The organism is Rhodococcus sp. 05-2255-1e (assembly GCF_002259025.1).
Lineage (GTDB): Bacteria > Actinomycetota > Actinomycetes > Mycobacteriales > Mycobacteriaceae > Rhodococcoides > Rhodococcoides fascians.
Genome location: NZ_NOZE01000013.1, coordinates 272,207 through 297,834, shown reverse-complemented (window position 1 = coordinate 297,834; position 25,628 = coordinate 272,207). Strand labels below are relative to the sequence as shown.

Genomic DNA, 25,628 nt, shown 5'->3' with positions numbered 1-25,628 from the left:
CACGTAGCTCCGTCCTCACTTCTCGCTCATCGAACTGTAGGTAGGCACCCATGGTAAAGCTCATCGATCGTGTCACCGCGATCAACTGGAATCGGGTCCAGGACGACAAGGACTCCGAAGTCTGGGAGCGTCTCACCAGTAATTTCTGGCTGCCCGAGAAGGTGCCGGTGTCCAACGACATCCCGTCGTGGGCAACTCTCACCGCCGTCGAGAAGCAGCTGACGATGCGCGTGTTCACCGGACTGACCCTGCTGGACACGATTCAGGGGACGGTCGGTGCCGTCAGCCTCATTCCCGACGCCATCACTCCGCACGAGGAGGCGGTGTACACCAACATCGCGTTCATGGAGTCGGTGCACGCGAAGAGCTACAGCTCCATCTTCTCCACCCTCAGCTCCACCCGCGACATCGACGATGCGTTCCGCTGGTCCGAGGAGAACGTCAACCTTCAGCGCAAGGCCGAGATCGTGCTGAACTTCTATCACGGTGACGACCCGCTCAAGCGCAAGGTGGCGTCGACTCTGCTCGAGTCGTTCCTCTTCTACTCCGGCTTCTACCTGCCGATGTACTGGTCCTCGCGGGCCAAGCTCACCAACACGGCAGACCTCATCCGGCTGATCATTCGTGACGAGGCCGTGCACGGGTACTACATCGGATACAAGTACCAGAAGGGTCTCGAGAAGGTCAGCGAAGAGCGGCGTGAGGAACTGAAGAACTACACCTTCGAGTTGCTGTTCGAGCTGTACGACAACGAGGTCGAGTACACCCAGGATCTGTACGACGAGATCGGTCTGACCGAGGACGTCAAGAAGTTCCTGCGCTACAACGCCAACAAGGCACTGAACAACCTCGGCTACGAGGGTCTGTTCCCCAAGGACGAGACGGATGTGAACCCGGCAATTCTGTCGGCTCTCTCACCCAACGCCGACGAGAACCACGACTTCTTCTCCGGGTCGGGCTCCTCGTACGTCATCGGAAAGGCCGTCAACACCGAAGACGAGGACTGGGACTTCTAGAAACCATCCTCGCGCCGGGCCGCTCACTCCTTCGGTGGGCGGCCCGGCGCGCGAATGTCTTTGGCCTCCTTCGGCATTCGGCCCTGCTCGCTCAGTGCTCGACGCAGTAGGAACTCGATCTGAGCGTTGGTGCTTCGGAGCTCGTCGGAGGCCCAGCGGGCAAGAGCGTCGTGCACCGCTGGGTCCAGCCGAAGCAGAATTTTCTTACGCTCGACGGCCATGGCTCACTGGTACAGCGATCCGGTGTTGACGACGGGCTGGGTATCGCGATCGCTGCACAACACGACGAGCAGGTTCGACACCATCGCCGCTTTCCGCTCCTCGTCGAGTTCCACGACGTGCTTCTCCTCGAGCTTCGAGAGTGCCATCTCCACCATTCCCACCGCACCTTCGACGATCTGCTGACGCGCCGCGATGACAGCTCCGGCCTGCTGGCGTCGCAGCATGGCCTGCGCGATCTCCGGAGCATAGGCAAGACGGTTGATGCGGGTCTCGATCACCTCGACGCCTGCCGATCTCACCCGCGCGTGTACTTCCTCAGACATGGCGGCGGTGATCTCGTCGGCGTTCTCGCGCAACGACATTCGTCCTTCGGCGTCGTACGGGTAGCTGCCGGCGATATGACGGACGGCCGATTCGGTCTGGACGGCGACGAACTCCTCGTAATCGTCGACCTGGAACGACGCCAGGGCGGTATCGGCGACCTGCCAGACGACGATGGCAGAGATCTCGATCGGATTGCCGTCGGCGTCGTTGACCTTCGACTGGCCGGTCTCGTGGTTGCGGATGCGCGTCGAGATGGCCCTGCGGTACGTCAACGGATTGGTCCAGCGTAGCCCCGGTGTGCGCAGCGTTCCGCTGTACGAACTGCCGAGTAGCTGCAGAACACGAGCTTGATTCGGTTGCACCAGAGTCAATCCCATGAGTGCCGGCAACGACAGCACGAACAGCGCGACTCCGACGGCCATCAGCGCCACAACGGAGAAGACGAGTCCGAGAACGAAGGCGGCGATTCCGCCGAGGAACAACACGACACCGACGCCGAGCATCGACCAGCCGGGTAGATCCCAGCCGGTGCGCTCGGCGATGGTGGTGGTCGGAGTACCCGTCGGCTTCTCGGCGACGGTAGTGGGTACGGACATCGGAACCTCCCTCTCGTGAGTGATACTAAAGTGATATCACATTATCGACCGAGCGGGGGACGGTTCGGTGGAGCTGCGGTCTCGGGATGGTGGGGGAGTCAGCGTCGGAACCACGCCGACGGGTCGTCGGCGATGGCCTTCTCGATCCGCAATCGTGAGGTGGCCGTGAGGTTTTCGGGTAGGCCGTCGAGATCGAACCAGGCCACGTCGAGGTTCTCGTCGTCGGCGACATGAGGAGTGCCGCCGGTGTAGCGAGCGAGGAACGTGATGTCCACATACTGCGCGACGTCGCCGTTGGGGTACGTGATGGGCTCCGTCACGTCGACGCTCGTCAGGCGCACGATCGTGGCGTCCACACCGGTCTCCTCACCGATCTCACGCAGCGCGGCGGGTGCAGGTTCCTCGCCGGGCTCGAGGATTCCGGACACCACCGCCCAGGTGTTGTTGTCTGCCCGCAGAGTCAGCAGCACGCGCCGATCGTCGTCGAGAACGACAGCGCTGACGCCGGACAGCCACAGCGGGGACGTGCCGACGACGCTGCGCAGCGCCTGAACGAAGTCCGGGATAGGCATCGCGTCAGGACACGTATGCGTTCAGAGAAGCGGACAGGTCGGCCAGAACGGCCCGCGCCGCGACGACCCCGCTGCCCGACCAGACCGTGTCGTTCACCACGAACACCCGCCCGTCGGTGACCGAGCCGAGAGCGTGCCACGCGTCGCCGTCCATCACCTCACGGCCGAAGGTCTCGCCGTCCGGATTCGCGAATCGCACGTAGACGATGTCGCCCTCGACGGGCTCCAGGTTGCCGGGCTCGACCGAGAAACCGGTGTCACGCTGATTCTGTGGCCGTGCAACGCCGACCTCGGCGAGCACCTGGCCCGCGAAGGAATCCTGGCCGTCGACCTCGACGGAGTCGGCATCGAATCGGACGACCGACGCCTGCGTCTGGGTTGCATCGATCTCACGCCCGACGCGTTCGGCATCCGCGGAGAACGACGCGAGCTGGTCGAATCCTGCCTGGCCTCGACCCAAGGCGGCTGCGGACTGCAGAAAAGTGTCTTTCCATCCCTGTCCGGTCGCGGTGAACACGGTCGGCGCGATGGCAGTCAGCGAATCGTAGGTATCGGATCCGAGAGAATCGGCACCCAGGATCAGGTCCGGGGCGAGGGCGGCGATCGCATCGAGGTCGGGGGCACCGACCGGGCCGACCGACGGAACCGACGCCAGGCCGGTGCCCAGGTACAGCGGTTGGTCTCCGTCTCCCCGGAAGTCGGGGTCGAGCGTGGCCGCGCCTACGACGCGTTCCCAGATCCCGACCGCGCAGCTGGCGTCGAGGCCTGCAGCGTCGAGAACGACGATGCGCTGTGGATCGGCCGGGATGGCACTGATTCCCTCGGCGTGCCCGACGGGGCGCGTATCGCCCTCGACTCCCGTCGGGTCGAGTGGGGCAAGTGCGGGACACAGTCCGACGGTGTCCCGGTTGTTACCGACCACCCCCGCTCCGGCAATGTTCGTCGTACTGCGAACGATGGTGGATGCGTCGTCCTCGGTCGCGGAGTCGGAGCATCCGGTCAACGCCACGGCTGCCATCAGACAGACAGCGGCCGCCGTGCCCGTGGTGTGTGGCGAAAACCGGCGGGGGAGTCGTGGTCGAAGTGGCAACGCGGAACTTCTTTCTGCGGGTCGGGTGGACTCACACAGTAACGGAAATCGCTTCGCGCAGAGCACTGCCGCGGACCCTTCCCGGCCATCTGTTCGTACGGTGTTCCAGGGTGCGTCGGCGGGCTCGTAAAGGCCGACGGCGCAGGCAGATCGCACCTCGAACCATGGTTCGATCGAATCCAATACGACACACGGTAGGACCGGTTCGGCAAGCGTCGGTCCGACGGTCTACGATTCGAGTAGCGCACGACTAGTGACGTCGCCTCGTGATTCGGGGTCGGACGCGCAATCAGGAGGATCTGTGACTGCCCTAGCGCCTAGGCCCGCTCCCGCGGTGGATGCTGCTCGGCCTTTCCCGCCGCGGATGGGACCGAAGGGTTCGTTCATCCACAAGGCGGTGACCACAACCGATCCCAAGGTTCTCGGGATCATGTACATCGCGACGTCGTTCGCCTTCTTCCTCGTCGGTGGACTGATGGCGCTGTTGATGCGCGCCGAGTTGGCCGTGCCGGGGATGCAGTTCCTGTCCAACGAGCAGTACAACCAGCTGTTCACGATGCACGGCACCATCATGTTGCTGCTGTACGCAACGCCGATCGTGTTCGGCTTCGCCAACTACATTCTTCCGCTGCAGATCGGCGCGCCGGACGTGGCGTTCCCGCGTCTCAACGCGTTCTCCTACTGGCTGTACCTGTTCGGTGCGCTGATCACCACGGCCGGCTTCATCACCCCGGGTGGCGCAGCCGACTTCGGATGGACGGCGTACACGCCGCTCACCTCTGCTCTGCACTCGCCCGGTGTCGGTGCCGACCTGTGGATCATGGGCCTCGCCGTCGCCGGTCTGGGAACCATCCTCGGTGGCGTCAACATGATCACCACGGTGATCTGCCTCCGCGCCCCCGGTATGACGATGTTCCGGATGCCCATCTTCACCTGGAACATCCTGGTCACGTCGATTCTGATCCTGCTGGCGTTCCCGCTCCTGACCGCCGCACTGCTCGGCCTTGCCGCCGACCGCCACCTGGGCGCGCATCTCTTCGACCCGGCAACGGGCGGAGTGCTGCTGTGGCAGCACCTGTTCTGGTTCTTCGGGCACCCCGAGGTCTACATCATCGCGCTGCCGTTCTTCGGAATCGTGTCCGAGGTGTTCCCGGTGTTCTCCCGCAAGCCGATCTTCGGTTACTCGGGTCTGATCTACGCGACGATCGCCATCGCTGCACTGTCGATCGCCGTGTGGGCCCACCACATGTACGCCACCGGCGCGGTACTGCTGCCGTTCTTCTCGTTCATGACATTCCTCATCGCTGTTCCGACCGGTGTGAAGATCTTCAACTGGGTCGGCACGATGTGGCGCGGACAGGTCACGCTCGAAACGCCCATGCTGTTCTCGATCGGCTTCCTGATCACGTTCGTGTTCGGCGGACTGACCGGTGTGCTGTTGGCTTCGCCTCCCATCGACTTCCAGGTCACCGACACGTACTTCGTCGTCGCCCACTTCCACTACGTGGTGTTCGGCACCGTGGTGTTCGCGACCTACGCAGGAATCTACTTCTGGTTCCCGAAGATGACGGGCCGGATGATGGACGAGGCTCTGGGCAAGTGGCACTTCTGGCTGACGTTCTTCGGATTCCATGCGACGTTCCTGGTGCAGCACTGGCTCGGTAACGAAGGCATGCCGCGTCGCTACGCCGACTACCTGCCGTCCGACGGCTTCACCGAACTGAACATCATCTCGACCATCGGTGCGTTCATCCTCGGTGCCTCGACGCTGCCGTTCGTCTGGAACGTGTTCAAGTCGTACCGATACGGTGAGGTCGTCACCGTCGACGATCCGTGGGGTTACGGAAACTCGTTGGAGTGGGCCACCTCGTGCCCGCCCCCGAGGCACAACTTCACCGAGCTGCCCCGGATTCGTTCCGAGCGTCCGGCGTTCGAGCTGCACTACCCGCACATGGTCGAGCGGATGCGGTCCGAGGCGCACGTCGGTCCTGGTGCTCACGGTGGCAAGACCACCGCGGTACTCGAACAGGCCCGCCGGGCTCCGATCGCCACCAGCGATCACGAAGGTTCGGGCGACCCGGATCCCCGGTAGTCCACAGCACAGCGAGAGCCCCTCCCGGCTACCGGGCGGGGCTCTTCGCTTGCGACAATCTTTCCTGCGCGTCCGGCCCGTTCGGCGGCAGTCGCGGGACACGAGCAGGGCACACCAGTAATGGGGGGACAGTGCGAAAGGGAGATTCGGTGAGATCGAGCGACACTGCGGTGTTGGTAACGGTGACGGGACCCGACAAACCAGGTGTCACATCGGTGCTGTTCGCGGCCCTGTCGCGGCACGACGTCAGCCTGCTCGACGTGGAGCAGGTGGTCATCCGCAACAGGCTGACCCTCGGGGTGTTGCTGACCTGTCCACGCGATCCCGAGGCGCTCCAGGAAGAACTCGAAGACGCGATGGCCACCGTGGGCGTCCATGTCGATGTCGAAATCGACGCGGCACAGAACGGTGGACGCACGCTGGCCACGCATGTCGTCGTCGTGCTCGGCCGTCCGGTCACCGCGCGAGCGTTCAGCACCATCTCGAGGGAATTGGCCCGGCAGGGGACCAATATCGATTCCATCCGTGGGATCGCGGACTACCCGGTGACGGGCCTCGAACTTCAGGTCACCGCCACCGACACCTCGCCTGAGGCAGACCTCCAGCTACGCACCGGCCTCGCCGCGATCGCAGCGGGAATCGGCGTCGACATCGCAGTGGAACGAGCCGGCATCGCACGGAGGTCGAAACGACTCATCGTGTTCGACGTGGACTCGACGTTGGTCCAGGGCGAGGTCATCGAGATGCTTGCCGCCCGGGCCGGGCGCGAAGACGAGGTACGTGCCGTCACCGAGGCGGCGATGCGCGGGGAGATCGACTTCGCCGAGTCGTTGGAACAGCGTGTCGCGGCGCTGGCAGGCCTCGACGCCTCCGTCATCGACGACGTCGCCGACAGCTTGGAGCTGACGGCAGGGGCTCGAACGACCATCCGGACGCTTCGCCGCCTCGGCTTCGCCTGCGGTGTCGTATCGGGTGGATTCCGCCAGGTGATCGAGGGCCTGGCTCACGAACTCGAACTCGACTATGTGAAGGCCAACACACTCGAGATCGTCGACGGGAAGTTGACGGGTCGAGTCACCGGCGACGTCGTCGACCGCGCTGCGAAGGCGACCGCACTGCGGGAGTTCGCCGCCCAAGCCGGAGTGCCGATGGAGCAGACGGTCGCGGTCGGCGACGGTGCCAACGACATCGACATGCTCACCGCGGCCGGGCTCGGCGTTGCGTTCAACGCCAAGCCCGCGCTACGTGAGATCGCCGATACTGCGATCTCGCACCCGTACTTGGACGCCGTCCTGTTCATTCTCGGGGTCACCCGAAACGAGATCGAAGCCGCGGATGCCGTCGACGGGGGAGTCCGCCGCGTCCCGATCCCATGACCGACGCCTCCGCCGTCGGCGACTCCGTCGATCGGGACCGTGTCGAGTCGACGTCCGATACGGCTGAACCCGAGCAGTTCTCGGACGCCAACACGTTCGCCTCGCGTCACGCCGAATTGGCCCGCGGCTACGGCGGTGCCGAGGATCCCGAGGACCCGTCGGAGGTTCTGGCGATGCCCATGGTGCTGCACATACCCAAGGCCGATCCGCCGGTGCGCAACGACCTACTCGAAGCCGCCGCCCGCGCCGTCGTGGCGCTGTGCCTCGACCCGCGGGTCGGTGTCGACGCCTCGTGGCACGAGCCTTTCGTCGCGTGGACCTCGGCGCGGATCAGGAAGGTGGCCCGCCGTGCCCGCGGCGCACAATGGACTGCGGCGCAGGAAGTTCCGGGTGTCACGGTCGAGGTCGGGAACGCTTCGGCCCGTGCTTTCGTGCCGGGTCGCGTCGGCGATCTGGATCCGCGCATCAAGCGTCTTCAGATCGGCGGCACCGACGTACCGGCCGAGGAAGAGTCACCGCCGAGCGCCGGTCCGGTGCTGTGGATCGACGCGTCCCTGTCGATGACGGTGGGCAAGGCCGCGGCGCAGGTGGGTCATGCGTCGATGTTGCTGGCCGGCGCGATGAGCCTCGACGACTGTCGAGCCTGGGCCGATTCCGGTTTCGCCTGTTCGGTTCGATCGGCGGATCCGGAGCAGTGGACGCTCGCGCTGGACGAGGTCCGCGCGGGTCGCGCCGTCGCAGTCCGAGATGCTGGTTTCACCGAAGTGGCTCCCGGTTCGACGACCGTGATCGCTGTCCGGACGTAACGCAGCATCGGCCGGGGGTCCACTGTCGCGCAACTGGCTATCGAACGAGGTATCCAGTGGCCGGACACTGACACCATGCCTTTCTCACCGCTACGCGTCGCCGGCCGTCGTCTCCCGTCTCGCCTGACGGCGCTCTACGTCGGGCTGTGGCTGTACGGCGCGTCCATGTCGCTGATGATCGCCGGTGGGCTCGGCGTCAACCCCTGGGATGTGTTCCACCAAGGTCTGTCGCGGCACCTGTCGCTCAGCTTCGGAACCATCACTGCCATCACCGGCGTGGCGGTGCTCCTGATGTGGATACCGCTGCGGCAGCGTCCGGGTTTGGGGACCGTGAGCAACGTGATCGTCATCGCTGTCGCCGTGGATACGACGTCGGCGATCCTGCCCCATCTGGACGGGCCGATCGTTCGGACACTGGCAATGGTGTCGGGCATCGTCGTCAATGCCTTCGCCACGGCGCTCTACATCGGTGCGGGAATGGGCCCGGGCCCCCGAGACGGTTTGATGACCGGGTTGGTGGCGCGCACCGGATGGTCGATTCGCCTCACTCGCACGGGAATCGAACTGACAGTGGTACTCACCGGCTGGCTGCTGGGCGGAACTCTCGGTGTGGGTACGGTGCTCTACGCGCTCGGGGTAGGACCGCTCGTGCAGCTGTTCATGACTCACCTACCGGCGCTGCGGAACACGAGAACGGTGGAGCCGGTCACCGAAATCTTCGAACCTGCCTCCAGTGCAGTGGTATCGGGTGGGACGCCGTCCACGCGAGAGGAATCGAGGACGGGCACGAATCGAGACGACGACCAACTGGGGCAGGCCAGCGTGATCTCCGCGGGACCGCCGGAATGCAAGATCAGCAACGAACTCGCGTCGTCCACCTGCCCGCCGTCGGAGGCGTAGGAACGCACGTCGGACCCGTCGACCCAGGCGGAGATCGTGCGCACCGAATCGTCGTTCCATCTGTCGTGATCGAATTCGACTCCGGCGGAATCGAACCAGACGAGGTCCGGTCGACCGGTCGGCGTCGCCCGGCCGGTGAAGAACTCCTGCTGACGCAGTGTCGGGGCGCTCGCACGTACGCGCAGCAGGCGCGCCACGAAGCGAATCATGTTCTGGTCCGCGCTGTCCCAGTCGACGGCCCAGGCGTCGGATGCCGGTGCATCGTGAGATACGCAGTAGGCGTTGTTGTTTCCGCCCTGGCTGTGGCCGAGTTCGTCACCTGCGAGCAGCATCGGTGTTCCGGTCGACAGCGTCAGGGTGGCAAGCAGGGCACGGACGTGTCGTCCACGGTCTCCGAGGACGGAGGGATCGTCGGTCGGACCCTCGACGCCGTAGTTGACCGAGGAGTTGTTGTCGGTGCCGTCTCTGTTCTCTTCGCCGTTGGCTTCGTTGTGCTTTCGTTCGTACGAGACCAGATCGTGTGCGGTGAATCCGTCGTGTGCGGTGACGAAATTGATCGACGCCCACGGCAGTCGACCGCTGCCGGCATAGAGGTCCTCGGAACCGGCCAGGCGGGAAGCCAATTCGCGCACTCCGTGATGGCCGGCCCAGAATCCTCGTACGGTATCTCGGTAGCGGTCGTTCCACTCGGACCACATGACCCCGAAGTTGCCCACCTGATATCCGGCACCGGTCGCATCCCAGGGTTCGGCGATCAACTTGACGCCCGACAGCACCGGATCGGTACCGATCGCGGTCAACAGCGGTGCACGAGAATCGAATCGCCAACCGCCCGGTCGGCCGAGCGTACTGGCCAGGTCGAATCGGAATCCGTCCACGCCCATGTCCTGCACCCAGTACCGCAGGCTGTCGCACACCATGCGAACCACGGCGGGAGACGCCGAATCGAGTGTGTTGCCGCAACCGGTCAGGTCGACGTCGGATCCGCGACCGTCGAGCAGGTAGTACCCCGGCGCGTCGAGACCCCGCCAACTGATCGACGGCCCGTCGACCGCGGATTCGCACGTGTGGTTGTAGACCACGTCGAGGATCACTTCGATCCCTGCGCTGTGCAACGCGTCGACCATCGTCCGGAACTCGTCCACTTCGTTGCCTCGTACGGCGGCGAAACGCGGATCGGGAGCGAAATACGCGCCCGTGGAGTAGCCCCAATGGTTTCGCATCCCTCGAGCGCGTACCCCGGGTTCGGTGAACGTGGTGTGGACCGGCAGCAATTCGACCGACGTGATGCCCGTTCGAGCCAGGTGTTCGAGTACGGCCGGTTGCGCGAGCCCGAGGTAGGTGCCACGGAGGTGTTCGGGTACGCCGTTGTGGCGCGCGGTGAACGACCCGACGTGCAATTCGTAGAGCACGGTTCTGTCCCAGGGAACGGCAGGCCTCACCGGCCGGTCGCCGTTGTCCGACGGTCCGCGGACGACGCCGAGCGGGAGGTGGCCGAGGGAATCGCGACTGCTGGGGGCTCCGAACGGGTCGTCCTCGTAGGCCAACAGGGCCGCGGGATCCCCGAAGTCACCGGACACCTGGCGGGCGGACGGGTCGAGCAGGATCTTGGCCCCGTTGAATCGTCGGCCCGAGTGGGGATCCCAGGTGCCGTGCGCGCGAAAGCCGTACCGCACGCCTGGCCCGACGTCAGGGACGAAGGCATGTCTGATGCCGAATGTCCGGTTGGTCAACTCCACGCGCCGCTCGCCGCCGTCCGGGTCGATCAGACATACCTCGACGCCATCCGCACCGGGAGCGTGGACTGCGAATTGCGTACCAGTGGGATGCGCAGTGGCACCCAGGGGGAACGGCTGCCCGGGCGGGTTCACGCGAGTGACCCCGTCGACGGGACGGCGGGAGGTGCGAGGTACATCGTCAATGGGCGACACGCGTGCACATCCTGCCGTGTCTGCGCGGGGAGTGTGCGGGAGGATAGGAGCCGTGTCTGAACCGGATCCCGACCTGCTCGTAGATTTCACTGATGTCGTAGTCCGCCGAGGTGGCGTGACGTTGGTGGGTCCTGTCACCTGGAAGGTGGAACTGGACGAACGGTGGGTCGTACTCGGGCCCAACGGTGCAGGTAAGACGTCGCTGCTCCGTATCGCTGCCGCCGAGATCCATCCCACGTCCGGTGTCGCTCACGTCCTCGGTGAGGTGATGGGCAGAACCGATGTCTCGGAACTGCGTCCTCGAATCGGCTTGTCGTCGTCCTCGTTGGCGCACCGAATCCCTGCCGACGAACTGGTCTCCGATCTGGTCGTGTCCGCCGGCTACTCCGTGCTGGGGCGTTGGCGGGAGAAGTACGACGCGATCGACACCGAACGGGCCGTCGAGATGCTCGAGAGCCTCGGGGCCGAACATCTGGCGACGCGGACCTACGGCACCCTGTCTGAGGGTGAGCGCAAGCGTGTACTGATCGCCCGTGCCCTGATGACCGACCCGGAACTGCTGTTGCTGGACGAGCCCGCTGCCGGCCTCGATCTCGGTGGCCGCGAGGAACTGGTAGCCCGGTTGGCCGATCTGGCTGCCGACCCCGACGCTCCCGCGACCGTGCTGATCACCCACCACGTGGAAGAAATCCCGCCCGGCTTCAGCCACGCACTGCTCCTCAAGGAGGGCGGCGTGGTTGCGCAAGGCCTGGTCGACGACGTCATCACGGCGGAGAACCTCACGGAGGCATTCAGCCAGTCGATCACCCTCGATCGCGTCGACGGTCGCTACTTCGCGCGGCGCACGCGCGCTGCCGGGGCGCACCGCCGCTAGAGCGGACCCCGTGCCCGGGCGCACCGGCTCAGCGGTACGTTGCGGAGATGAGCTCGAGCACCGCCGCCGATCCTGTTCCAGCACGTGATGCGTCGACCGTCATCCTGATCCGTGACGGCCGATCACAACCCGGCATCGAGGTGTTCCTTCTCGAACGCGTCGGCGGGATGGCGTTCGCGGGCGGCATGACGGTATTTCCCGGTGGCGGTGTGGATCCGTCGGATGCGGCCGCGGACATCGAGTGGGCAGGTCCGCCGCCGTCGTGGTGGGCCGACCGGTTCGGCACCGACGAGGGGAAGGCGCAGGCGCTGGTGTGCGCAGCGGCACGCGAGACGTTCGAGGAGTGCGGCGTGTTGTTGGCCGGTCCGACGGCGGATTCGGTGGTCGCCGACACCGCCCCGTTTTCTGCGGAACGCGGTCGACTGGAACGCCGGGAGCTGTCGTTCGCCCAGTTTCTCACCGACCACGATCTGGTTCTGCGAGCAGATCTGCTGCGGCCGTGGTCGCACTGGATCACCCCGATCGGTGAAGCCCGACGGTACGACACGAGGTTCTTCGTTGCCGTGCTCCCCGAGGGTCAGAACGCCGACGGTGAGACCAGCGAGGCCGCGTCGGTGAGCTGGCGTTCGGCCGAGGACGCGTTGACGGACTGGCGTTCGGGGACCACCGTCCTGCTGCCACCGACGTGGAGCCAGCTCGATGCGCTCGGCCGATTCGACACGGTGGCCGACGTTCTCGATCACGAGCAGACGATCGCGGCGGTCCTGCCCGTCCTGACCCGGGAGAACGGTACCGTCCGAGTGGAGTTCGACGGCGAGGACGCGTACTACGCGGGCACGGTCCATCCCTGGTCGGATCGCTGAACTCGGGCGCGGTAGCCTTCGGCCATGGCTGAGTTCGTGACTCTCGACGTATCCGACGGTATCGGCACCATTCGCTTGGATCGCCCACCGATGAACGCGCTCAATCGTCAGGTGCAGGAGGAGATCCGGGCTGCGGCACGCGAGGCCACCGTGAACTCCGACGTCAGAGCGGTCATCGTCTACGGCGGCGAAAAGGTGTTCGCGGCCGGTGCCGACATCAAGGAAATGGCGGCAATGTCCGTCGTCGAGATGACCGATATCGCGGCGGAACTGCAGTCCGCCCTCGGCTCGCTCAGCACGATTCCCAAACCGGTCGTGGCCGCAGTGACCGGATACGCACTGGGCGGTGGACTCGAGGTCGCGCTCGGCGCGGACCGACGCATCGCCGGAGACAATGCCAAGCTCGGCGTTCCCGAGGTGCTGCTCGGAGTCATTCCCGGGGGCGGCGGCACGCAGCGCCTGGCCCGTCTGATCGGGCCCAGTCGCGCCAAGGACATGGTCTTCACCGGCCGTTTCGTCGGAGCCGAGGAGGCCCTGCGCATCGGTTTGGTGGACGAGGTGGTCGCGCCGGACGAGGTGTACAACGCGGCACGCGCATGGGCGGGGCAGTTCACGACCGGAGCGTCACGCGCTCTGGCTGCGGCCAAGGCGTCCATAAATCAGGGGTTGGACGTCGACCTGACCAACGGACTGCGCGTCGAGGCACAGCAGTTCGCGGCTCTGTTCGCCACCGAGGACCGCACCGTCGGGATGGAATCCTTCATCGCGAACGGACCGGGAAAGGCCGCTTTCACCGGGCGTTGAGCATCGAGGTCGGTGGACGAACTTGTTCCATGGCTACCGGATAGTAGGCTCGCCTCATGACTGCAAGCCCCCACGACGGTGCGAATCGACCGACTGCTTCTGTGACGCCTCTCGTCTCGGCCGAGGCGCGAGACCGCGAGGTCGATCCGGCACCGAATCCGCACGCCACGGCCGAGCAGGTCGAGGCAGCGCGGTCGGACACCAAACTGGCGCAGGTGCTCTACCACGACTGGGAAGCCGAGACCTACGACGACAAGTGGTCGATCTCCTACGACGAACGCTGCATCGATTACGCCCGAGGCAGGTTCGATCAGGCGGTGTCCGGTGACGCAACGGCTCGAGCGGCTCTGCCGTACGGTCGTGCGCTCGAATTGGGTTGTGGCACAGGTTTCTTCTTGCTCAACCTGATGCAGGCCGGGATTGCCGACAAGGGCTCGGTCACCGACCTCTCACCCGGCATGGTCAAGGTCGCGCTGCGCAACGCCGAGCACCTCGGACTCGATGTGGACGGCCGGGTGGCCGACGCAGAAACGATTCCGTACGACGACGACACCTTCGATCTGGTGGTCGGTCACGCCGTGCTCCATCACATCCCGGACGTCGAGCAGTCTCTTCGAGAAGTTCTGCGCGTTCTCAAGCCCGGTGGACGCTTCGTCTTCGCAGGCGAGCCGACCACTGTGGGTAATTTCTACGCTCGCTGGCTGGGCCGTATCACCTGGGAAGCGACCACTCGTGCCACCAAGCTGCCGTTCCTGGCGGATTGGCGCAAACCACAGGAAGAACTCGACGAGTCCTCGCGAGCTGCAGCACTCGAGGCCGTCGTGGACCTGCACACGTTCGATCCGACCGACCTCGAGAACATCGCGTTGTCGGCAGGTGCCGAGGCCGTTCAGGCGAACACCGAAGAATTCGCTGCCGCTCTGCTCGGGTGGCCGGTGCGCACGTTCGAGGCTGCCGTTCCGGCAGGCAAGCTCGGCTGGAACTGGGCCAAGTTCGCGTTCAACGGGTGGAAGACGCTGAGCTGGGTCGACGAGAGGGTCTTGCAGCACGTGGTACCGCGAGGCATGTTCTACAACGTGATGATCACCGGAACCAAGCCCGCGCCCCGCGCTTGATTCGTTCCACCACCGTCGGCCGTACGGCCGACGCTGCATCGATCGGTCCCAACCGTGGGCTATGACTTCACCGGCACCGACCTCGACTTCCTGCGAAGCGAGGCCGGTGCCGAGGCACTCGGTGCAGTCGACCGACTCGAGCTCGACGCGCGAACTTCTCTGCGCGATATCGCCTCGGTACGTGCCCGCTACCCCGAGCACGTTGCGGCCCTCGTCGAGACGGTGACGGTGCGGCGGAAAGCACGGGCGAAGCTGCTGGGGTCCGACGGCTGGCTCGTCACCGACGACGCGGTGCAGCAGGCGACGCCGACGACCGTCGCTCGCAGGCGCGCGGACCGCCTGGCCGGACGGCGGGTGCACGATGTCACCTGTTCCATCGGCAGCGAGCTGGCGGCGTTGGTCGACACGACCGAACTTGCGGTGGGAAGTGACCTGGACCCGATTCGGGTGCGCATGGCTGCCCACAACGTGCCCTCCGCGACGGTGCTGCGCGCCGACGCACTGACCCCGACGACACGGGGGACCGTGATCGTGGCCGATCCCGGACGACGCGTCGGTGGTCGTCGACGGCACGATCCCGCAGCGCTCGAACCTCCGTTGCCGGATCTCCTCGACGCGTATCGGGGGCGAGATCTGGTCGTCAAATGCGCTCCCGGGCTGGATTTCAATGCCCTCGATTGGCCCGGTGAGATCGAGGTGGTCTCCCTCGACGGGGGAGTACGCGAGGCGTGCCTATGGTCGGAAGGTCTCGGCGACAGCGGAATTCGGCGTCGTGCCGCGGTCCTGCGATCCGACGGAAGTGCACTCGAGATCACCGACGCCGAGTCGGACGAGATTCCCGTTCGGCCGCCCGGTGAATACATCGTGGATCCGGACGGTGCGGTCGTGCGGGCCGGACTGGTGCGGCACTACGGTGCCAAATTCGGCCTCTGGCAATTGGATCCGAGGATCGCGTACCTGACGGGCGACGCCGTACCCGTCGGAGTGCGTGGTTTCCGAATCCTCGAACAGTCGAAATTCTCGGAGAAAGTGCTTCGGCAGCAACTGAATCGACTGGGGTGTGGCGCGGTGGAGATCCTGGTGCGCGGAGTCGATGTGGATCCCGCGTTGCTCAGGCCCAAACTCAAGCTGCGGGGCCGGGTCTCGCTGTCGGTCGTCATCACTCGCATCGAGCGCTCGGCCGTGGCGTTCGTCTGCGAGCCGGGCGTGGTCCGTCAGCCGGTGTAGGTGAAGATCTCGCCCAGGTAGCTCGCCGTGACGACCTGCCCGTCGGGACCGACGGACGTGCCCACGGTGGTGCCGACGACATCGGGTAGGGGCTGCGAATCGATGCTGTCGCCCGTCGCCGCGTCGAACGTGAGCAGAGCCAGTCCGTCGCCGTCGCGAACGACGGTGTGTCCTCGCCCGTCCGCGGATTGTGCTGCTGCCCCGGCTTGTTCGACGTCGTCGCGAACCCACACGCGCTCGGCCGAGTCGCCGTTGTCTCGAAGTCCCATCAGGGTGCCGTCGCCGCCGGCCGGGACGATGGTGCCGTCCGAGGCGATCGATGGACTGCCTCCGATTCCGAGTCCCGTGCCCTCGGTCCACTTCTGTTTCCCGTCCGAAGTGTCGAATGCGGTCAGTCGCCCGTCGACGTCGGCGATGTAGACCGTCGATCCGTCCTCGGAGAGCACCGGGCTCGACGCGACGCCTGCAGGGAGGAGCTCCGAGGACCACCGTTCGACGAGGCCAGGTGCGCCGTCGCGGGAGTACTGCAGCGAGACCAGTTGCGGCGCAATCGAACCCGGTCGCCACAGGGTCAGGTAGATGGCGTCGCTGTCGCGGTCCACCGCGGGCGCGGCGGGCACAGCGCATTCGGATTCGCCCGAACTGCACTGGGCGAGTCCGGTGTCCATCGGCTCGAAGTCCGCATCGGGGTCGGTCAAGAAGTCCGGGGCCGGAACGAGATCGAGAATGGGTACTCGCAGTTGGCCGTTCTGGGAATCGAGGACACTGACCTGACCCATCTGGGTGATCGACAGCACGCTGCCGTCGCCCAAGAACTGGGCGGATTTCGGAACACCGTATACCGGTGTACGCCAACGTAATTGCCCGTGATCGTTGTACGAGTTCAGCCCGCCTTCGTCGCCGATGTAGACGTTGATCGCAGAATCGACGGTGGGGGTGGCGGTCACCACGGAAGGGCCGATCCGGTTGCACCAGCGCTTGCGGGCGGACTCGATCTCGAACGAGAACAGATTGCAACCCGATTCGGTTGCGGCAGTGACGAACATCTGACCGTTCGAGCCGATCGATACCGGTGATGTCACGGTGCCGCCGGTGGGTCGAGTCCAGTCCAGCGTCAGTGGAGCACCGACCGATACGTCCGTCGAGCCACTGTTGCGGAGGTTCGCGTGCGCCGCGGGCCAGGAGTCGGGCGAGAGCGGTTCGATGGCAGCAGGTTCCGTGCTGCACCCGGCAAGGGTCAACAGGACCGTCGCAGCCACTGCAGTCAGACCCTTGCCTGCTCCGGACGTCGAACCTGCACCGAACCCGACACGCATTCGAGCACTCCCCATGATGTCCGTTGTGCCCTTTCGATCGGCGGTCGCTCGGCCTGCTGCGCCGATGCCCGGGCATCGGTCGAGAGACAACACTAGCCCGCTGACGGGTGCCGGCAGAGAGCGGGCGAGCGAGAAACTAGGGTGAACGTCCATGACGAGTATGTGGAACGCGCCGCTGCGAACACGCTGGCGCGGGTCGAGACGACGCGACAGCGAGCAGGCGCGGTTTCTCACGCGGGCGTCCCTCGACTGGGTGCTCGCCAACAAGGCCTACACCCCCTGGTACCTGGTTCGGTACTACCGTCTGGCCAAGTTCAAGCTCGCGAACCCGCACGTGATCCTGCGGGGCATGGTCTTCCTCGGCAAGAACGTCGAGATTCACTCCACCCCTGAACTGTCTCGCCTCGAGATCGGTCGGTGGGTCCACATCGGCGACGGCAATGCCATCCGGTGCCACGAGGGTTCACTCCGCATCGGAGACAAAGTGGTGTTCGGCAAGGACAACGTCGTCAACACTTACCTCGACATCGAGATCGGCGCGTCGACGCTCGTGGCCGACTGGTGCTACATCTGCGATTTCGACCACCGGATGGACGACGTGAACATGCCCATCAAGGACCAGGGAATCGTCAAGGGCCCGGTACGAATCGGACCCGACACCTGGATCGCCGCCAAGGTGACGATCCTGCGGGAGACCAGAATCGGGCGAGGCTGCGTCCTCGGTGCCCATGCCGTCGTCAAGGGTGAGATTCCGGACTACAGCATCGCCGTCGGTGCCCCGGCCAAAGTCGTCCGCAATCGCAAGACGGCCTGGGAGGCCGGCGCAGCCGAGCGAGAGAAGTACATCGCGGCGCTCGAGGACATCGCGCGCAAGAAAGCTCTCGGTCAGGCCGAAGCGGCGCGGGAGAGCTGAGACCCATGTGAGTGGAACCTCGTAGTGGACTACGAGGTTCCACTCACATGGGGTCAGCTGCGATCGGGCAGGGCGCGTTCGACGATGTGCGGGCGACCCAGCGGATGGCGAACCTTGCGCTTGGCTTCGAGGTACACCCGAGCCGTCGACTCCGCGACGTGCTTCCAGTCGAAGTCGACGGTGAGACGTTCACGAGCGGCGACGGCTCTCTCCTGCGCCGCATCGGCGTTGTCCAACACCCGCCGCACCGCCGCCGTCAGCGCGGCCACATCACCCGGAGGGAAGGACAGCCCGGTGACGCGGTCGACGATCGCCTCGCCGAGTCCGCCGGCCGTCGATGCCACCAACGGAATGCCTGCTGCCGCGGCCTCGAGGGCGATGATGCCGAAGGGTTCGTACCGGCTGGGAAGGACGATGGCGTCGGCGCCGTGCAGCCATCCGAGCAGATCGGAGTGGTTCAGGTTGCCGAGGAACGACACCGACCTGGCGACGCGGTGGGTGCGTGCCAGACCTGCCAGCCACCCGAACTGAGTGCCTTCGCCGGCGATGTGCAGGGTGGTGCCGGGGTGACTTCGTCTGATGCGTGGCAGAGCGGCTATGGCGTCCTGGATGCCCTTCTCGTATTCCAGACGACCGACGAAGAGCAATTTCGCGGGCTCGGAGCGGGGCTGTCGGCGTCGGAAACTCCACGCGGATCCGTCGATGCCGTTGTGAATGACCGAGACCGCCGACTCGGCGACGTCGAACAGGGCTGTGACCTCATCCTTCATCGACGCCGAGCACGCGATGATCGCGTCGGAATCGTTCGCGAGCCACCATTCGATCGAGTGGACCTGGCGGTTGACGGTGCCCGAGATCCAGCCGCTGTGTCGTCCGGCCTCGGTGGCATGGATGGTCGAGACCAGCGGCACGTCGTAGAACTCGGCCAGAGCGATGGCCGGGTGCGCGACCAGCCAGTCGTGGGCGTGGACGACATCGGGCTGCCAGCCGTCGCCGAGGCCGGGTTTACCGAGGGCGACCCCTGCCCGCACCATGGCGTGCCCCATCGCCAGAGTCCACGCGAGCATGTCCTCTCCGAACACGAAGTGCGCCGGATCCTCGGCGACGGCGACCACCAGTACGCCGTCCTCGATGTGGTGGGACGTGGGATGGGTGGACGCGTCGGTGCCGGTGGGTCGGCGAGAGAGAACGACGACCTCGTGCCCGCAGCGCACCAGCTCGGTCGCGAGGTGATGAACGTGGCGACCCAGCCCGCCGACCACCACGGGTGGGTACTCCCACGACACCATCAGAACTCTCATCTACGCCCCCCTGGGCCTTCTCGGCGTGCATCGGGCAGTCTGCGTGCGTCCAGCGCCGCGAACAGTCCGTCTGCGTGATTCCATTGCCGTGCCAATTCTTCGGCTCGGGCCGGGTGCTGCTGCGCGGCAGCGATTTCACGTAGCGCATGTGCGTGGACGTGAGCTCGCTCTCGGGCGTATCCGGCCGCGGAGTCCTTGCTGACCATGAACGCCCAGTCGCTGGCCACGGCCATGAGTGTCTCACGCAGAATCTGATCGTCGACTCGATTGCGTAGTTCGGGGCCACCCGCCTTGCTTCGGACGGCACGGGAGGTGTCGACGGCATCGAGCGCGGTCCGGGACACCTCGGCGTTGAGTTTCACCAGGTCGGCGACGTCGTCGCCTGCCCACACGCGCCAGTCCTTGCCCGATCCCCAGGAAGAATCCTGCAGTTCGAGTGGGGCTCCGACGTATCCCCGTTCCCGGGCATCGTTCAACGTTCCGACGGTGACTCCCGCGGCGGGCAGGGCGCGCATCAACTTTTCGAGCCACTGCGGCCCCTCGTGCCACCAGTGTCCGAACAGTTCGGTGTCGAACGCGGCCACCACCACGGCATCGCGGCCGATCCGCTCGGATTCGGAGATCAATCTCCGACGCACCACGTCGACGAAGTCGGCGACGTGACGGTCCACTGCTGCCGCGGCACGCTCGGGTTCGTAGGGAGCCTTGTCGTTCGAGTCGACGGTGCGGCCGGTGACCCGGGCCGGTTTGAGTCCGGTCGCGTGGTCGTAGGTGTGGAAATCTCGGTAGGCACCGTGGCCCGGGTAGCCGGACTTCGGTGACCAGACGCGGTAGCTGACCGGGAGGTCGCGCCCGAACGCGATGACGTCCGAGTCCCACACGGGCCGGCCCAGGGAGGTGTCGCCCCGCATTGCGGGGCCGTCGACCATGAAGTGCGAGACACCTGCGGCCGCGTATTCGGTTTCCATACCGGGGGTGAATCCGCATTCCGGTGCCCAGATACCGCGGGGAGTGGTACCCCATCGGGCGGCGGCGTCGCGTAGGCCCTCGCTCAGGGAGAACCGCCGCAGTCTTTCGTCGAGCAACGGTTGGAACGGGTGCGCGAGCGGCCCACCCAGCAGTTCGACGATACCCGTGTCGATCAGCGGACGAAGTACTGCCGAGCCGCCGTGTCGCCATCGCGTCTCGAAGCGGTCCAGAGCTGCAGCGGATGCCCGGTGTTCGCGTATCGAGAGCGCGGGGTCGGTTGCCTCGTGCGCGCGTAGCTGCCAGTTTCCGAGCCAATGGTGCATGCCGGCCAGGCAATGTGGATCGTCGAGCTGGGCCGCGAGTACCGGGGTGACGCCGAGCGAGAGGACGTCGGTGTAACCGTCGTCGGCCAGCCGTTCCAGTGCCGCGGTCAGCGGGAGGTAGCAGTCGGCCCAGGACTGGTACAGCCATTCCTCGCCGACGGGCCACCTGCCGTGATTGGCCAACCAGGGCAGGTGAGAGTGCAGCACGAGGGAGAACATGCCCGGCACGGTGGCACCGGATGTCACCCGATCACCGCAGCCGAGCTCTTTCGGGCGACGGCGACCAGGTCGAGGCTGTCGTCGATTCGATCGGCCGCGATGTCGAAGTCGGCGATGGTGATCGCGGCGACGTCCTCGGCGAGTTCGGCAGGCCAGGGTTCACCGGCGAGTGCTCGTTCGATCTGCGCGTCGATGAAGGATCCGCCGTGTTTGGCGTCGAGGGCGGCCAGCGTGCTGCCGTGCCGGACTCCGGTGAGTTCGGTGACCTCGAGGCGGGCGGCGACGAGCAACTCGGTCAGTTCTGCCGCGTCGAGTTCGCGGGTGTGGAAGGGGTTGAGGGGAGTGTCGCGTCCGGGCGAGAAGGTGATGCGGTTCGGTGTGCTGATCAACAGCGTGCCGCCGGGCTCGAGGACGCGGTGCACTTCGGCCAGGAACGCTCCTTGATCCCAGAGGTGTTCGATGACCTGGAAGTTGACGACGACGCCGACCGAGGAATCCGCGAACGGAAGGCGGTCGAGATTGCCGCGCACCATCGTCACCGCGGGGTAGCGCGCGTGGACGTGAGCCGCGGCCGAGACGTCGTAGTCGAGGCCGACGACGCAGGCCGCAACCTCGGCAATCATGTTGGCTCCGTAGCCTTCTCCCGATCCGGCTTCGAGCACTGTGCGGTCGCGGCACCGCTCTGCGAGGGCGCGGTAGACCACCTCGTGACGGCGGAACCAGTAGTTCTCCTCGGCGATGCCGGGCACAGTTCGCTCGCCGGTGAGGGGGAGTGGTTCCGGTGCCGGTGTCCGAGCCGATGAATCGTTCACCGACGGAAGGTTAGTGCCTCCGGCGATGAGGTAAGCCAACGTGGTCTCCATAACAGTCGGGGTGCGGATGTATGGTCGATCGGGCAGGGAGGTAAGTTACCCACCAGTAACTACGGTGGGGTAACCTCGTAGCGGAACGTAGAACTGCACCAACCGTTCGACTTGCAGCAACCGTTAGAACACTCACGATCAGCAGAACATGACCAGGAGGTCGACGCAGACCCATGACGAACATCGTTGTTTTGATCAAGCAGGTTCCAGACACATGGTCCGAGCGCAAGCTCAGCGACGGTGACTACACCCTCGATCGCGAGGCTGCAGACGCCGTTCTCGACGAGATCAACGAGCGGGCCGTCGAAGAAGCCCTGCTCATCAAGGAAGCTCAGGGCGGTGAGGTCAAGGTTCTGTCCGCAGGCCCCGATCGCGCCACCGACGCGATCCGCAAGGCTCTGTCGATGGGCGCGGACAGCGCGGTACACCTCAACGACCCGAGCCTGCACGGCTCCGACGCCATCCAGACCGGGTACGCCCTGGCTGCGGCACTGGGCAACGTCGCGTTCGAGAACGACGAGCCTGCCGATCTCATCATCGCGGGTAACGAGGCCACCGACGGCCGTACCGGCGCAGTTCCGGCGATCATCGCCGAATACCTGCAGATCCCGGCCCTGACGCAGCTGCGCAAGCTGTCCGTCGCAGACGGCAAGGTCACCGGCGAGCGCGAGACCGACGAGGGCATCTTCGGACTCGAAGCCACGCTGCCCGCCATCGTGAGCGTCACCGAGAAGATCAACGAGCCGCGGTTCCCGTCGTTCAAGGGAATCATGGCCGCCAAGAAGAAGACGGTGCAGACCATCACTCTGGCCGACATCGGTGTCGAGGACGGCATCGTCGGCGTCGACAACGCCGGAACGACGGTCACCTCGTCCACCCCCAAGCCTCCCAAGACTGCCGGCGAGCGGCTCACCGACGAGGGCGACGGCGGCGACAAGATCGCCACCTACCTCGTAGGCCAGAAGATCATCTGATCCCGCCCCACCGAGCAATCGAAGACCAACGAGGAGCAAAGTCATGGCAGAAGTACTCGTGCTCGTGGAGCACGTCGAAGGAACACTGAAGAAGGTCAGCTCCGAGCTGATCACCGCGGCCCGCGCACTGGGTGAGCCGTCCGCGGTCGTCACCGGCCCGGTCGGTACCGCCGACAAGGTCGCCGATGCGTTGACCGAGGCCGGTGCCGAGAAGATCTACGTCGCCGAGTCCGACGACGTCGACGGTTTTCTCGTCACGCCGAAGGTCGACGTTCTGTCGTCCCTCGCCGAGTCGGTCTCGCCTGCGGCGATCATCACCGCAGCGACGATCGAGGGCAAGGAAGTTGCCGGCCGCCTCGCCGCCCGTCTGGGCTCGGGCTACCACAACGACGTCGTCGCGATCAACGGCGACGGCAGTGCCGTCTACTCCATCTTCGGTGGTGCGTTCACCGTCGAGGCCAAGGCCAACGGCGACGTCCCCGTCCTCTCGCTGCGCCCCGGCGCAGTCGAGGCAGAGCCGAAGGCCGGAGCGGGAACCCGCGAGACCGTCGAGGTCCCGGCGCAGGAAGAGGGCACCGTCAAGGTCACCTCGCGTGACCCGATCGTCGGCGGCGACCGTCCGGAACTGACCGAAGCAACGGTCGTCGTCTCCGGTGGCCGTGGCGTCGGCAGCGCCGACAAGTTCACCGTCGTCGAGGATCTGGCAGATTCGCTGGGTGCCGCAGTGGGTGCCTCGCGTGCCGCCGTGGACTCCGGTTACTACCCGGGCCAGTTCCAGGTGGGCCAGACGGGCAAGACCGTCTCCCCGCAGCTGTACGTTGCACTCGGCATTTCCGGAGCCATCCAGCACCGTGCCGGCATGCAGACCTCGAAGACCATCGTCGCGGTGAACAAGGACGAGGAAGCTCCCATCTTCGAGATCGCCGACTACGGCATCGTCGGTGACCTGTTCAACGTCGCGCCTCAGCTGACCGAGGCCGTCAAGAAGCACAAGGGATAGCCTCTCGGCGAAAATCTCTGCTCGACGGGCCCTCATCGCGATTGCGGTGGGGGCCCGTCGCGTTTCGACGGGCGCAATCGTGTTCATGCAAACTCTTCCGACACTTCTCCTCGGCGATGCCCGGTAGTCTTCCCCACTCGTTAGACACACCTCATGACCACTTCCGTCATGAGCTCGACTGCATCGATCGTCCCGGCCACCGACCGCTATTCGCTCGTGTTGTCCACCGACCCCGAACACCGACTCGCGGCGCAGCGCCTGCGCTACGACGTGTTCGCCTCCGAGCCCGGCTTTGCCATACCCACCGACACGGACGGTCTGGACGCCGACCGGTTCGACGATTTCTGCGACCACCTTCTCGTTCGCGACCAGTGGACCGACACGTTCGTCGGTTGCTATCGCATGTTGCCGCCGCAGGCCGCGGTGTCGGCAGGCGGCTATTACACCGCAACCGAATTCGACATCTCCGCGCTCGATCCGGTCGGGATGGACATCGTCGAAATGGGTAGGGCTGCTGTGCATCCCGACCACCGATCGGGGTCGGTCCTCGGCCTGATGTGGGCGGGAATCCTGCACTACCTCGACGTGACGGGATACGAGTGGGTGATGGGTTGCGTGTCGGTTCCGATGCAATCGGCTCCCGGGGAAGCGGTCGGGGCCAACGTGCGTGGTGTTCGCGACCGGCTGTTTGATCGACACGCGACAGCGGTCGACAGGCGGGTCGTGCCCTACAACCCCGTGGTCGTCGACGGCGTCGATCTCCTCGACATTCCGGCGGCGAAGCGAACGTCCATGCCGCCGTTGATGAACGGTTACCTCCGGCTCGGTGCCTCCATCTGCGGTGAGCCCGCCCACGACCCGGAATTCGGAGTGGCGGATTTCGTCGCGCTCCTCGGCCTGCACGAGGCCAACACCAGGTATCTGGACCGTCTTCGTTCTGCAGCAACGACATTCGAGTCGGGTGCCCGATGACGCAACCCCTGGTTCGCGCACACGCCTGGATGCCGTCCTCTCCGTGCAGTGACGGGTGTCTGCCGAAGAATCCGCCCACGGTGCGTCGAATCGTCCTCGTTCTGCGCATCGTTGCGGCGATCGCGGCCTTCGCGCTGCTGCCGCTGTTGGTCGTCCTGGGGGTGCCCTTTCCCCGGGTTCGGCATGCATTGACGCGGCTGGGCGCTCGGATGCTGCTATCGGCCATCGGCATCGATCTCACCGTGCTCGATACACGCTCGGAGCGAGAGCGGTCGCGTACGGCAGGTGGTGCCCTGCACGTCTCCGGACACATTTCGTGGACCGACGTCGTCGTCCTCACGGCAGTGCGCCCGTCGACGTTCGTTGCGCGAGCCGATCTGGTGGACTGGCCGCTGCTCGGGCGACTGGCCCGGGCCATGAAGGTGCTTCCCATCGATCGCGCACGACTGCGTGAGCTCCCGGCCGTTGTCGACCAGGTTGCCGACCGAATCCGCGCAGGCGCTTCGGTCGTGGTGTTCCCCGAGGCCACCACCTGGTGTGGGTTGGCCTACGGATCGCTTCGCCCGGCTCTGTTGCAGGCTGCCATCGATTCCGAGACGTGGGTGCAGCCCATCCGGCTGCGCTATCTCGATCGACACGGCGAACCGACCACCGCGACGTGCTTCGTCGGAGACGAGACGATCGGAGCGTCGATCGGCCGCATCTTCCGGCTCGCCGGACTGCGCGCCGAGGTCGAGTTCACCGCCCCGGAAGCGCCCGGCGGCGATCGACACGACCTCGCGCGGCGCTGCGAGGTGGCGATTCGACGCGACGACGGAGTGGAGCCTGCGGAACGACCCCGGAAGGACGTCTACGACCCGGCGGTGCACGAGGTGATGGCCGAAGCCGAGCGAAGCCCCAGCGCGCCGACGGTTGCAGCCGCCTGATTCGCAGCTGACCCGGGCGACCGTGGACCCACCTCGCGCAGGTA

23 protein-coding genes and 1 pseudogene are annotated in these 25,628 nt (G+C 65.7%); 15 read left to right on the top strand and 9 right to left on the bottom strand.

Annotation, left to right across the window (positions count from 1 at the left end; genetic code table 11):
- Nucleotides 1-50: 50 nt before the first annotated feature.
- The gene (gene nrdF, locus CH262_RS11545) at nt 51-1,016 is read left to right on the top strand and encodes a class 1b ribonucleoside-diphosphate reductase subunit beta (RefSeq protein ID WP_057477537.1); all 966 of its coding nucleotides are present in this window, start codon (nt 51-53) and stop codon (nt 1,014-1,016) included.
- 23 nt (nt 1,017-1,039) lie between these two features.
- Here nrdF and CH262_RS11540 read toward each other — a convergent pair whose 3' ends face one another.
- From CH262_RS11540 to CH262_RS11525, 4 genes are all read right to left on the bottom strand, one after another.
- A complete protein-coding gene (locus CH262_RS11540) occupies nt 1,040-1,237 on the bottom strand; it encodes a hypothetical protein (RefSeq protein WP_027496605.1) in 198 nt (65 codons plus the stop codon).
- 3 nt (nt 1,238-1,240) lie between these two features.
- Nucleotides 1,241-2,158 carry an SPFH domain-containing protein gene (locus CH262_RS11535; protein ID WP_179274969.1) on the bottom strand — a complete coding sequence of 306 codons (918 nt, stop codon included), beginning with the start codon at nt 2,156-2,158 and terminating at the stop codon, nt 1,241-1,243.
- A 98-nt stretch (nt 2,159-2,256) separates the two neighbouring features.
- Nucleotides 2,257-2,730, bottom strand: coding sequence for an NUDIX hydrolase (locus CH262_RS11530; protein ID WP_094717630.1), 474 nt, complete (start codon nt 2,728-2,730; stop codon nt 2,257-2,259).
- A 4-nt stretch (nt 2,731-2,734) separates the two neighbouring features.
- Complete coding sequence (locus CH262_RS11525) at nt 2,735-3,748, bottom strand: iron-siderophore ABC transporter substrate-binding protein (protein WP_094717629.1); 1,014 nt, start codon at nt 3,746-3,748, stop codon at nt 2,735-2,737.
- 373 nt (nt 3,749-4,121) lie between these two features.
- Here CH262_RS11525 and ctaD point away from each other — a divergent pair, with 373 nt between their 5' ends.
- From ctaD to yczE, 4 genes and pseudogenes are all read left to right on the top strand, one after another.
- Nucleotides 4,122-5,912, top strand: a complete 1,791-nt coding sequence (ctaD, locus tag CH262_RS11520; RefSeq protein WP_027496609.1) for an aa3-type cytochrome oxidase subunit I — start codon at nt 4,122-4,124, stop codon at nt 5,910-5,912.
- 149 nt (nt 5,913-6,061) lie between these two features.
- The gene (serB, locus tag CH262_RS11515) at nt 6,062-7,288 is read left to right on the top strand and encodes a phosphoserine phosphatase SerB (protein WP_057474181.1); all 1,227 of its coding nucleotides are present in this window, start codon (nt 6,062-6,064) and stop codon (nt 7,286-7,288) included.
- A complete protein-coding gene (locus tag CH262_RS11510; protein ID WP_094717628.1) occupies nt 7,285-8,094 on the top strand; it encodes an aminoacyl-tRNA hydrolase in 810 nt (269 codons plus the stop codon). The genes serB and CH262_RS11510 overlap by 4 nt, the downstream gene beginning before the upstream one ends.
- A 75-nt stretch (nt 8,095-8,169) precedes the next feature.
- Nucleotides 8,170-8,748, top strand: a pseudogene (gene yczE / locus CH262_RS28500) (membrane protein YczE); the annotation flags it as partial.
- 11 nt (nt 8,749-8,759) lie between these two features.
- On the opposite strand, the gene glgX reads toward yczE, so the two are convergent.
- Complete coding sequence (gene glgX / locus CH262_RS11500; RefSeq protein ID WP_094717741.1) at nt 8,760-10,916, bottom strand: glycogen debranching protein GlgX; 2,157 nt, start codon at nt 10,914-10,916, stop codon at nt 8,760-8,762.
- 61 nt (nt 10,917-10,977) lie between these two features.
- Between glgX and CH262_RS11495 the strand changes: the two genes are divergently transcribed.
- Genes CH262_RS11495 through CH262_RS11475 form a run of 5 tightly spaced genes read left to right on the top strand, consistent with a single transcriptional unit; the run spans nt 10,978 to nt 15,808 of the window.
- Nucleotides 10,978-11,799, top strand: a complete 822-nt coding sequence (locus CH262_RS11495; RefSeq protein WP_027496614.1) for an ABC transporter ATP-binding protein — start codon at nt 10,978-10,980, stop codon at nt 11,797-11,799.
- Nucleotides 11,800-11,846: 47 nt separating this feature from the next.
- Entirely contained in the window at nt 11,847-12,662 is an 816-nt protein-coding gene (locus CH262_RS11490; RefSeq protein WP_027496615.1) for an NUDIX hydrolase, read from the top strand.
- A gap of 24 nt (nt 12,663-12,686) precedes the next feature.
- Nucleotides 12,687-13,466, top strand: a complete 780-nt coding sequence (locus tag CH262_RS11485; RefSeq protein ID WP_094717627.1) for an enoyl-CoA hydratase/isomerase family protein — start codon at nt 12,687-12,689, stop codon at nt 13,464-13,466.
- A 56-nt stretch (nt 13,467-13,522) separates the two neighbouring features.
- A complete protein-coding gene (locus CH262_RS11480; RefSeq protein ID WP_094717626.1) occupies nt 13,523-14,581 on the top strand; it encodes a class I SAM-dependent methyltransferase in 1,059 nt (352 codons plus the stop codon).
- Between the two features lie 54 nt (nt 14,582-14,635).
- The gene (locus tag CH262_RS11475) at nt 14,636-15,808 is read left to right on the top strand and encodes a THUMP-like domain-containing protein (RefSeq protein WP_094717625.1); all 1,173 of its coding nucleotides are present in this window, start codon (nt 14,636-14,638) and stop codon (nt 15,806-15,808) included.
- On the opposite strand, the gene CH262_RS11470 is transcribed toward CH262_RS11475, so the two are convergent.
- Nucleotides 15,796-17,277, bottom strand: a complete 1,482-nt coding sequence (locus CH262_RS11470; RefSeq protein ID WP_256988762.1) for an outer membrane protein assembly factor BamB family protein — start codon at nt 17,275-17,277, stop codon at nt 15,796-15,798. The genes CH262_RS11475 and CH262_RS11470 overlap by 13 nt on opposite strands.
- Here CH262_RS11470 and CH262_RS11465 point away from each other — a divergent pair.
- Nucleotides 17,276-18,037, top strand: coding sequence for an acyltransferase (locus CH262_RS11465; RefSeq protein WP_094717624.1), 762 nt, complete (start codon nt 17,276-17,278; stop codon nt 18,035-18,037). The two genes, CH262_RS11470 and CH262_RS11465, sit on opposite strands and share 2 nt — an antisense overlap.
- Nucleotides 18,038-18,090: 53 nt before the next feature.
- Here CH262_RS11465 and CH262_RS11460 read toward each other — a convergent pair whose 3' ends face one another.
- Genes CH262_RS11460 through CH262_RS11450 form a run of 3 tightly spaced genes read right to left on the bottom strand, consistent with a single transcriptional unit; the run spans nt 18,091 to nt 21,712 of the window.
- A complete protein-coding gene (locus CH262_RS11460; RefSeq protein ID WP_094717623.1) occupies nt 18,091-19,338 on the bottom strand; it encodes a glycosyltransferase family 4 protein in 1,248 nt (415 codons plus the stop codon).
- A complete protein-coding gene (locus CH262_RS11455; protein ID WP_094717740.1) occupies nt 19,335-20,849 on the bottom strand; it encodes a 1,4-alpha-glucan branching protein domain-containing protein in 1,515 nt (504 codons plus the stop codon). The genes CH262_RS11460 and CH262_RS11455 overlap by 4 nt, the downstream gene beginning before the upstream one ends.
- A gap of 23 nt (nt 20,850-20,872) precedes the next feature.
- A complete protein-coding gene (locus tag CH262_RS11450) occupies nt 20,873-21,712 on the bottom strand; it encodes a class I SAM-dependent methyltransferase (RefSeq protein WP_094717622.1) in 840 nt (279 codons plus the stop codon).
- Between the two features lie 173 nt (nt 21,713-21,885).
- Between CH262_RS11450 and CH262_RS11445 the strand changes: the two genes are divergently transcribed.
- From CH262_RS11445 to CH262_RS11430, 4 genes are all read left to right on the top strand, one after another.
- Nucleotides 21,886-22,686 carry an electron transfer flavoprotein subunit beta/FixA family protein gene (locus CH262_RS11445; RefSeq protein ID WP_027496624.1) on the top strand — a complete coding sequence of 267 codons (801 nt, stop codon included), beginning with the start codon at nt 21,886-21,888 and terminating at the stop codon, nt 22,684-22,686.
- A gap of 43 nt (nt 22,687-22,729) precedes the next feature.
- The gene (locus CH262_RS11440; RefSeq protein ID WP_027496625.1) at nt 22,730-23,686 is read left to right on the top strand and encodes an electron transfer flavoprotein subunit alpha/FixB family protein; all 957 of its coding nucleotides are present in this window, start codon (nt 22,730-22,732) and stop codon (nt 23,684-23,686) included.
- 153 nt (nt 23,687-23,839) lie between these two features.
- A complete protein-coding gene (locus CH262_RS11435; RefSeq protein ID WP_094717621.1) occupies nt 23,840-24,658 on the top strand; it encodes a GNAT family N-acetyltransferase in 819 nt (272 codons plus the stop codon).
- Entirely contained in the window at nt 24,655-25,584 is a 930-nt protein-coding gene (locus CH262_RS11430; RefSeq protein ID WP_051365119.1) for a lysophospholipid acyltransferase family protein, read from the top strand. The genes CH262_RS11435 and CH262_RS11430 overlap by 4 nt, the downstream gene beginning before the upstream one ends.
- Nucleotides 25,585-25,628: the final 44 nt, after the last annotated feature.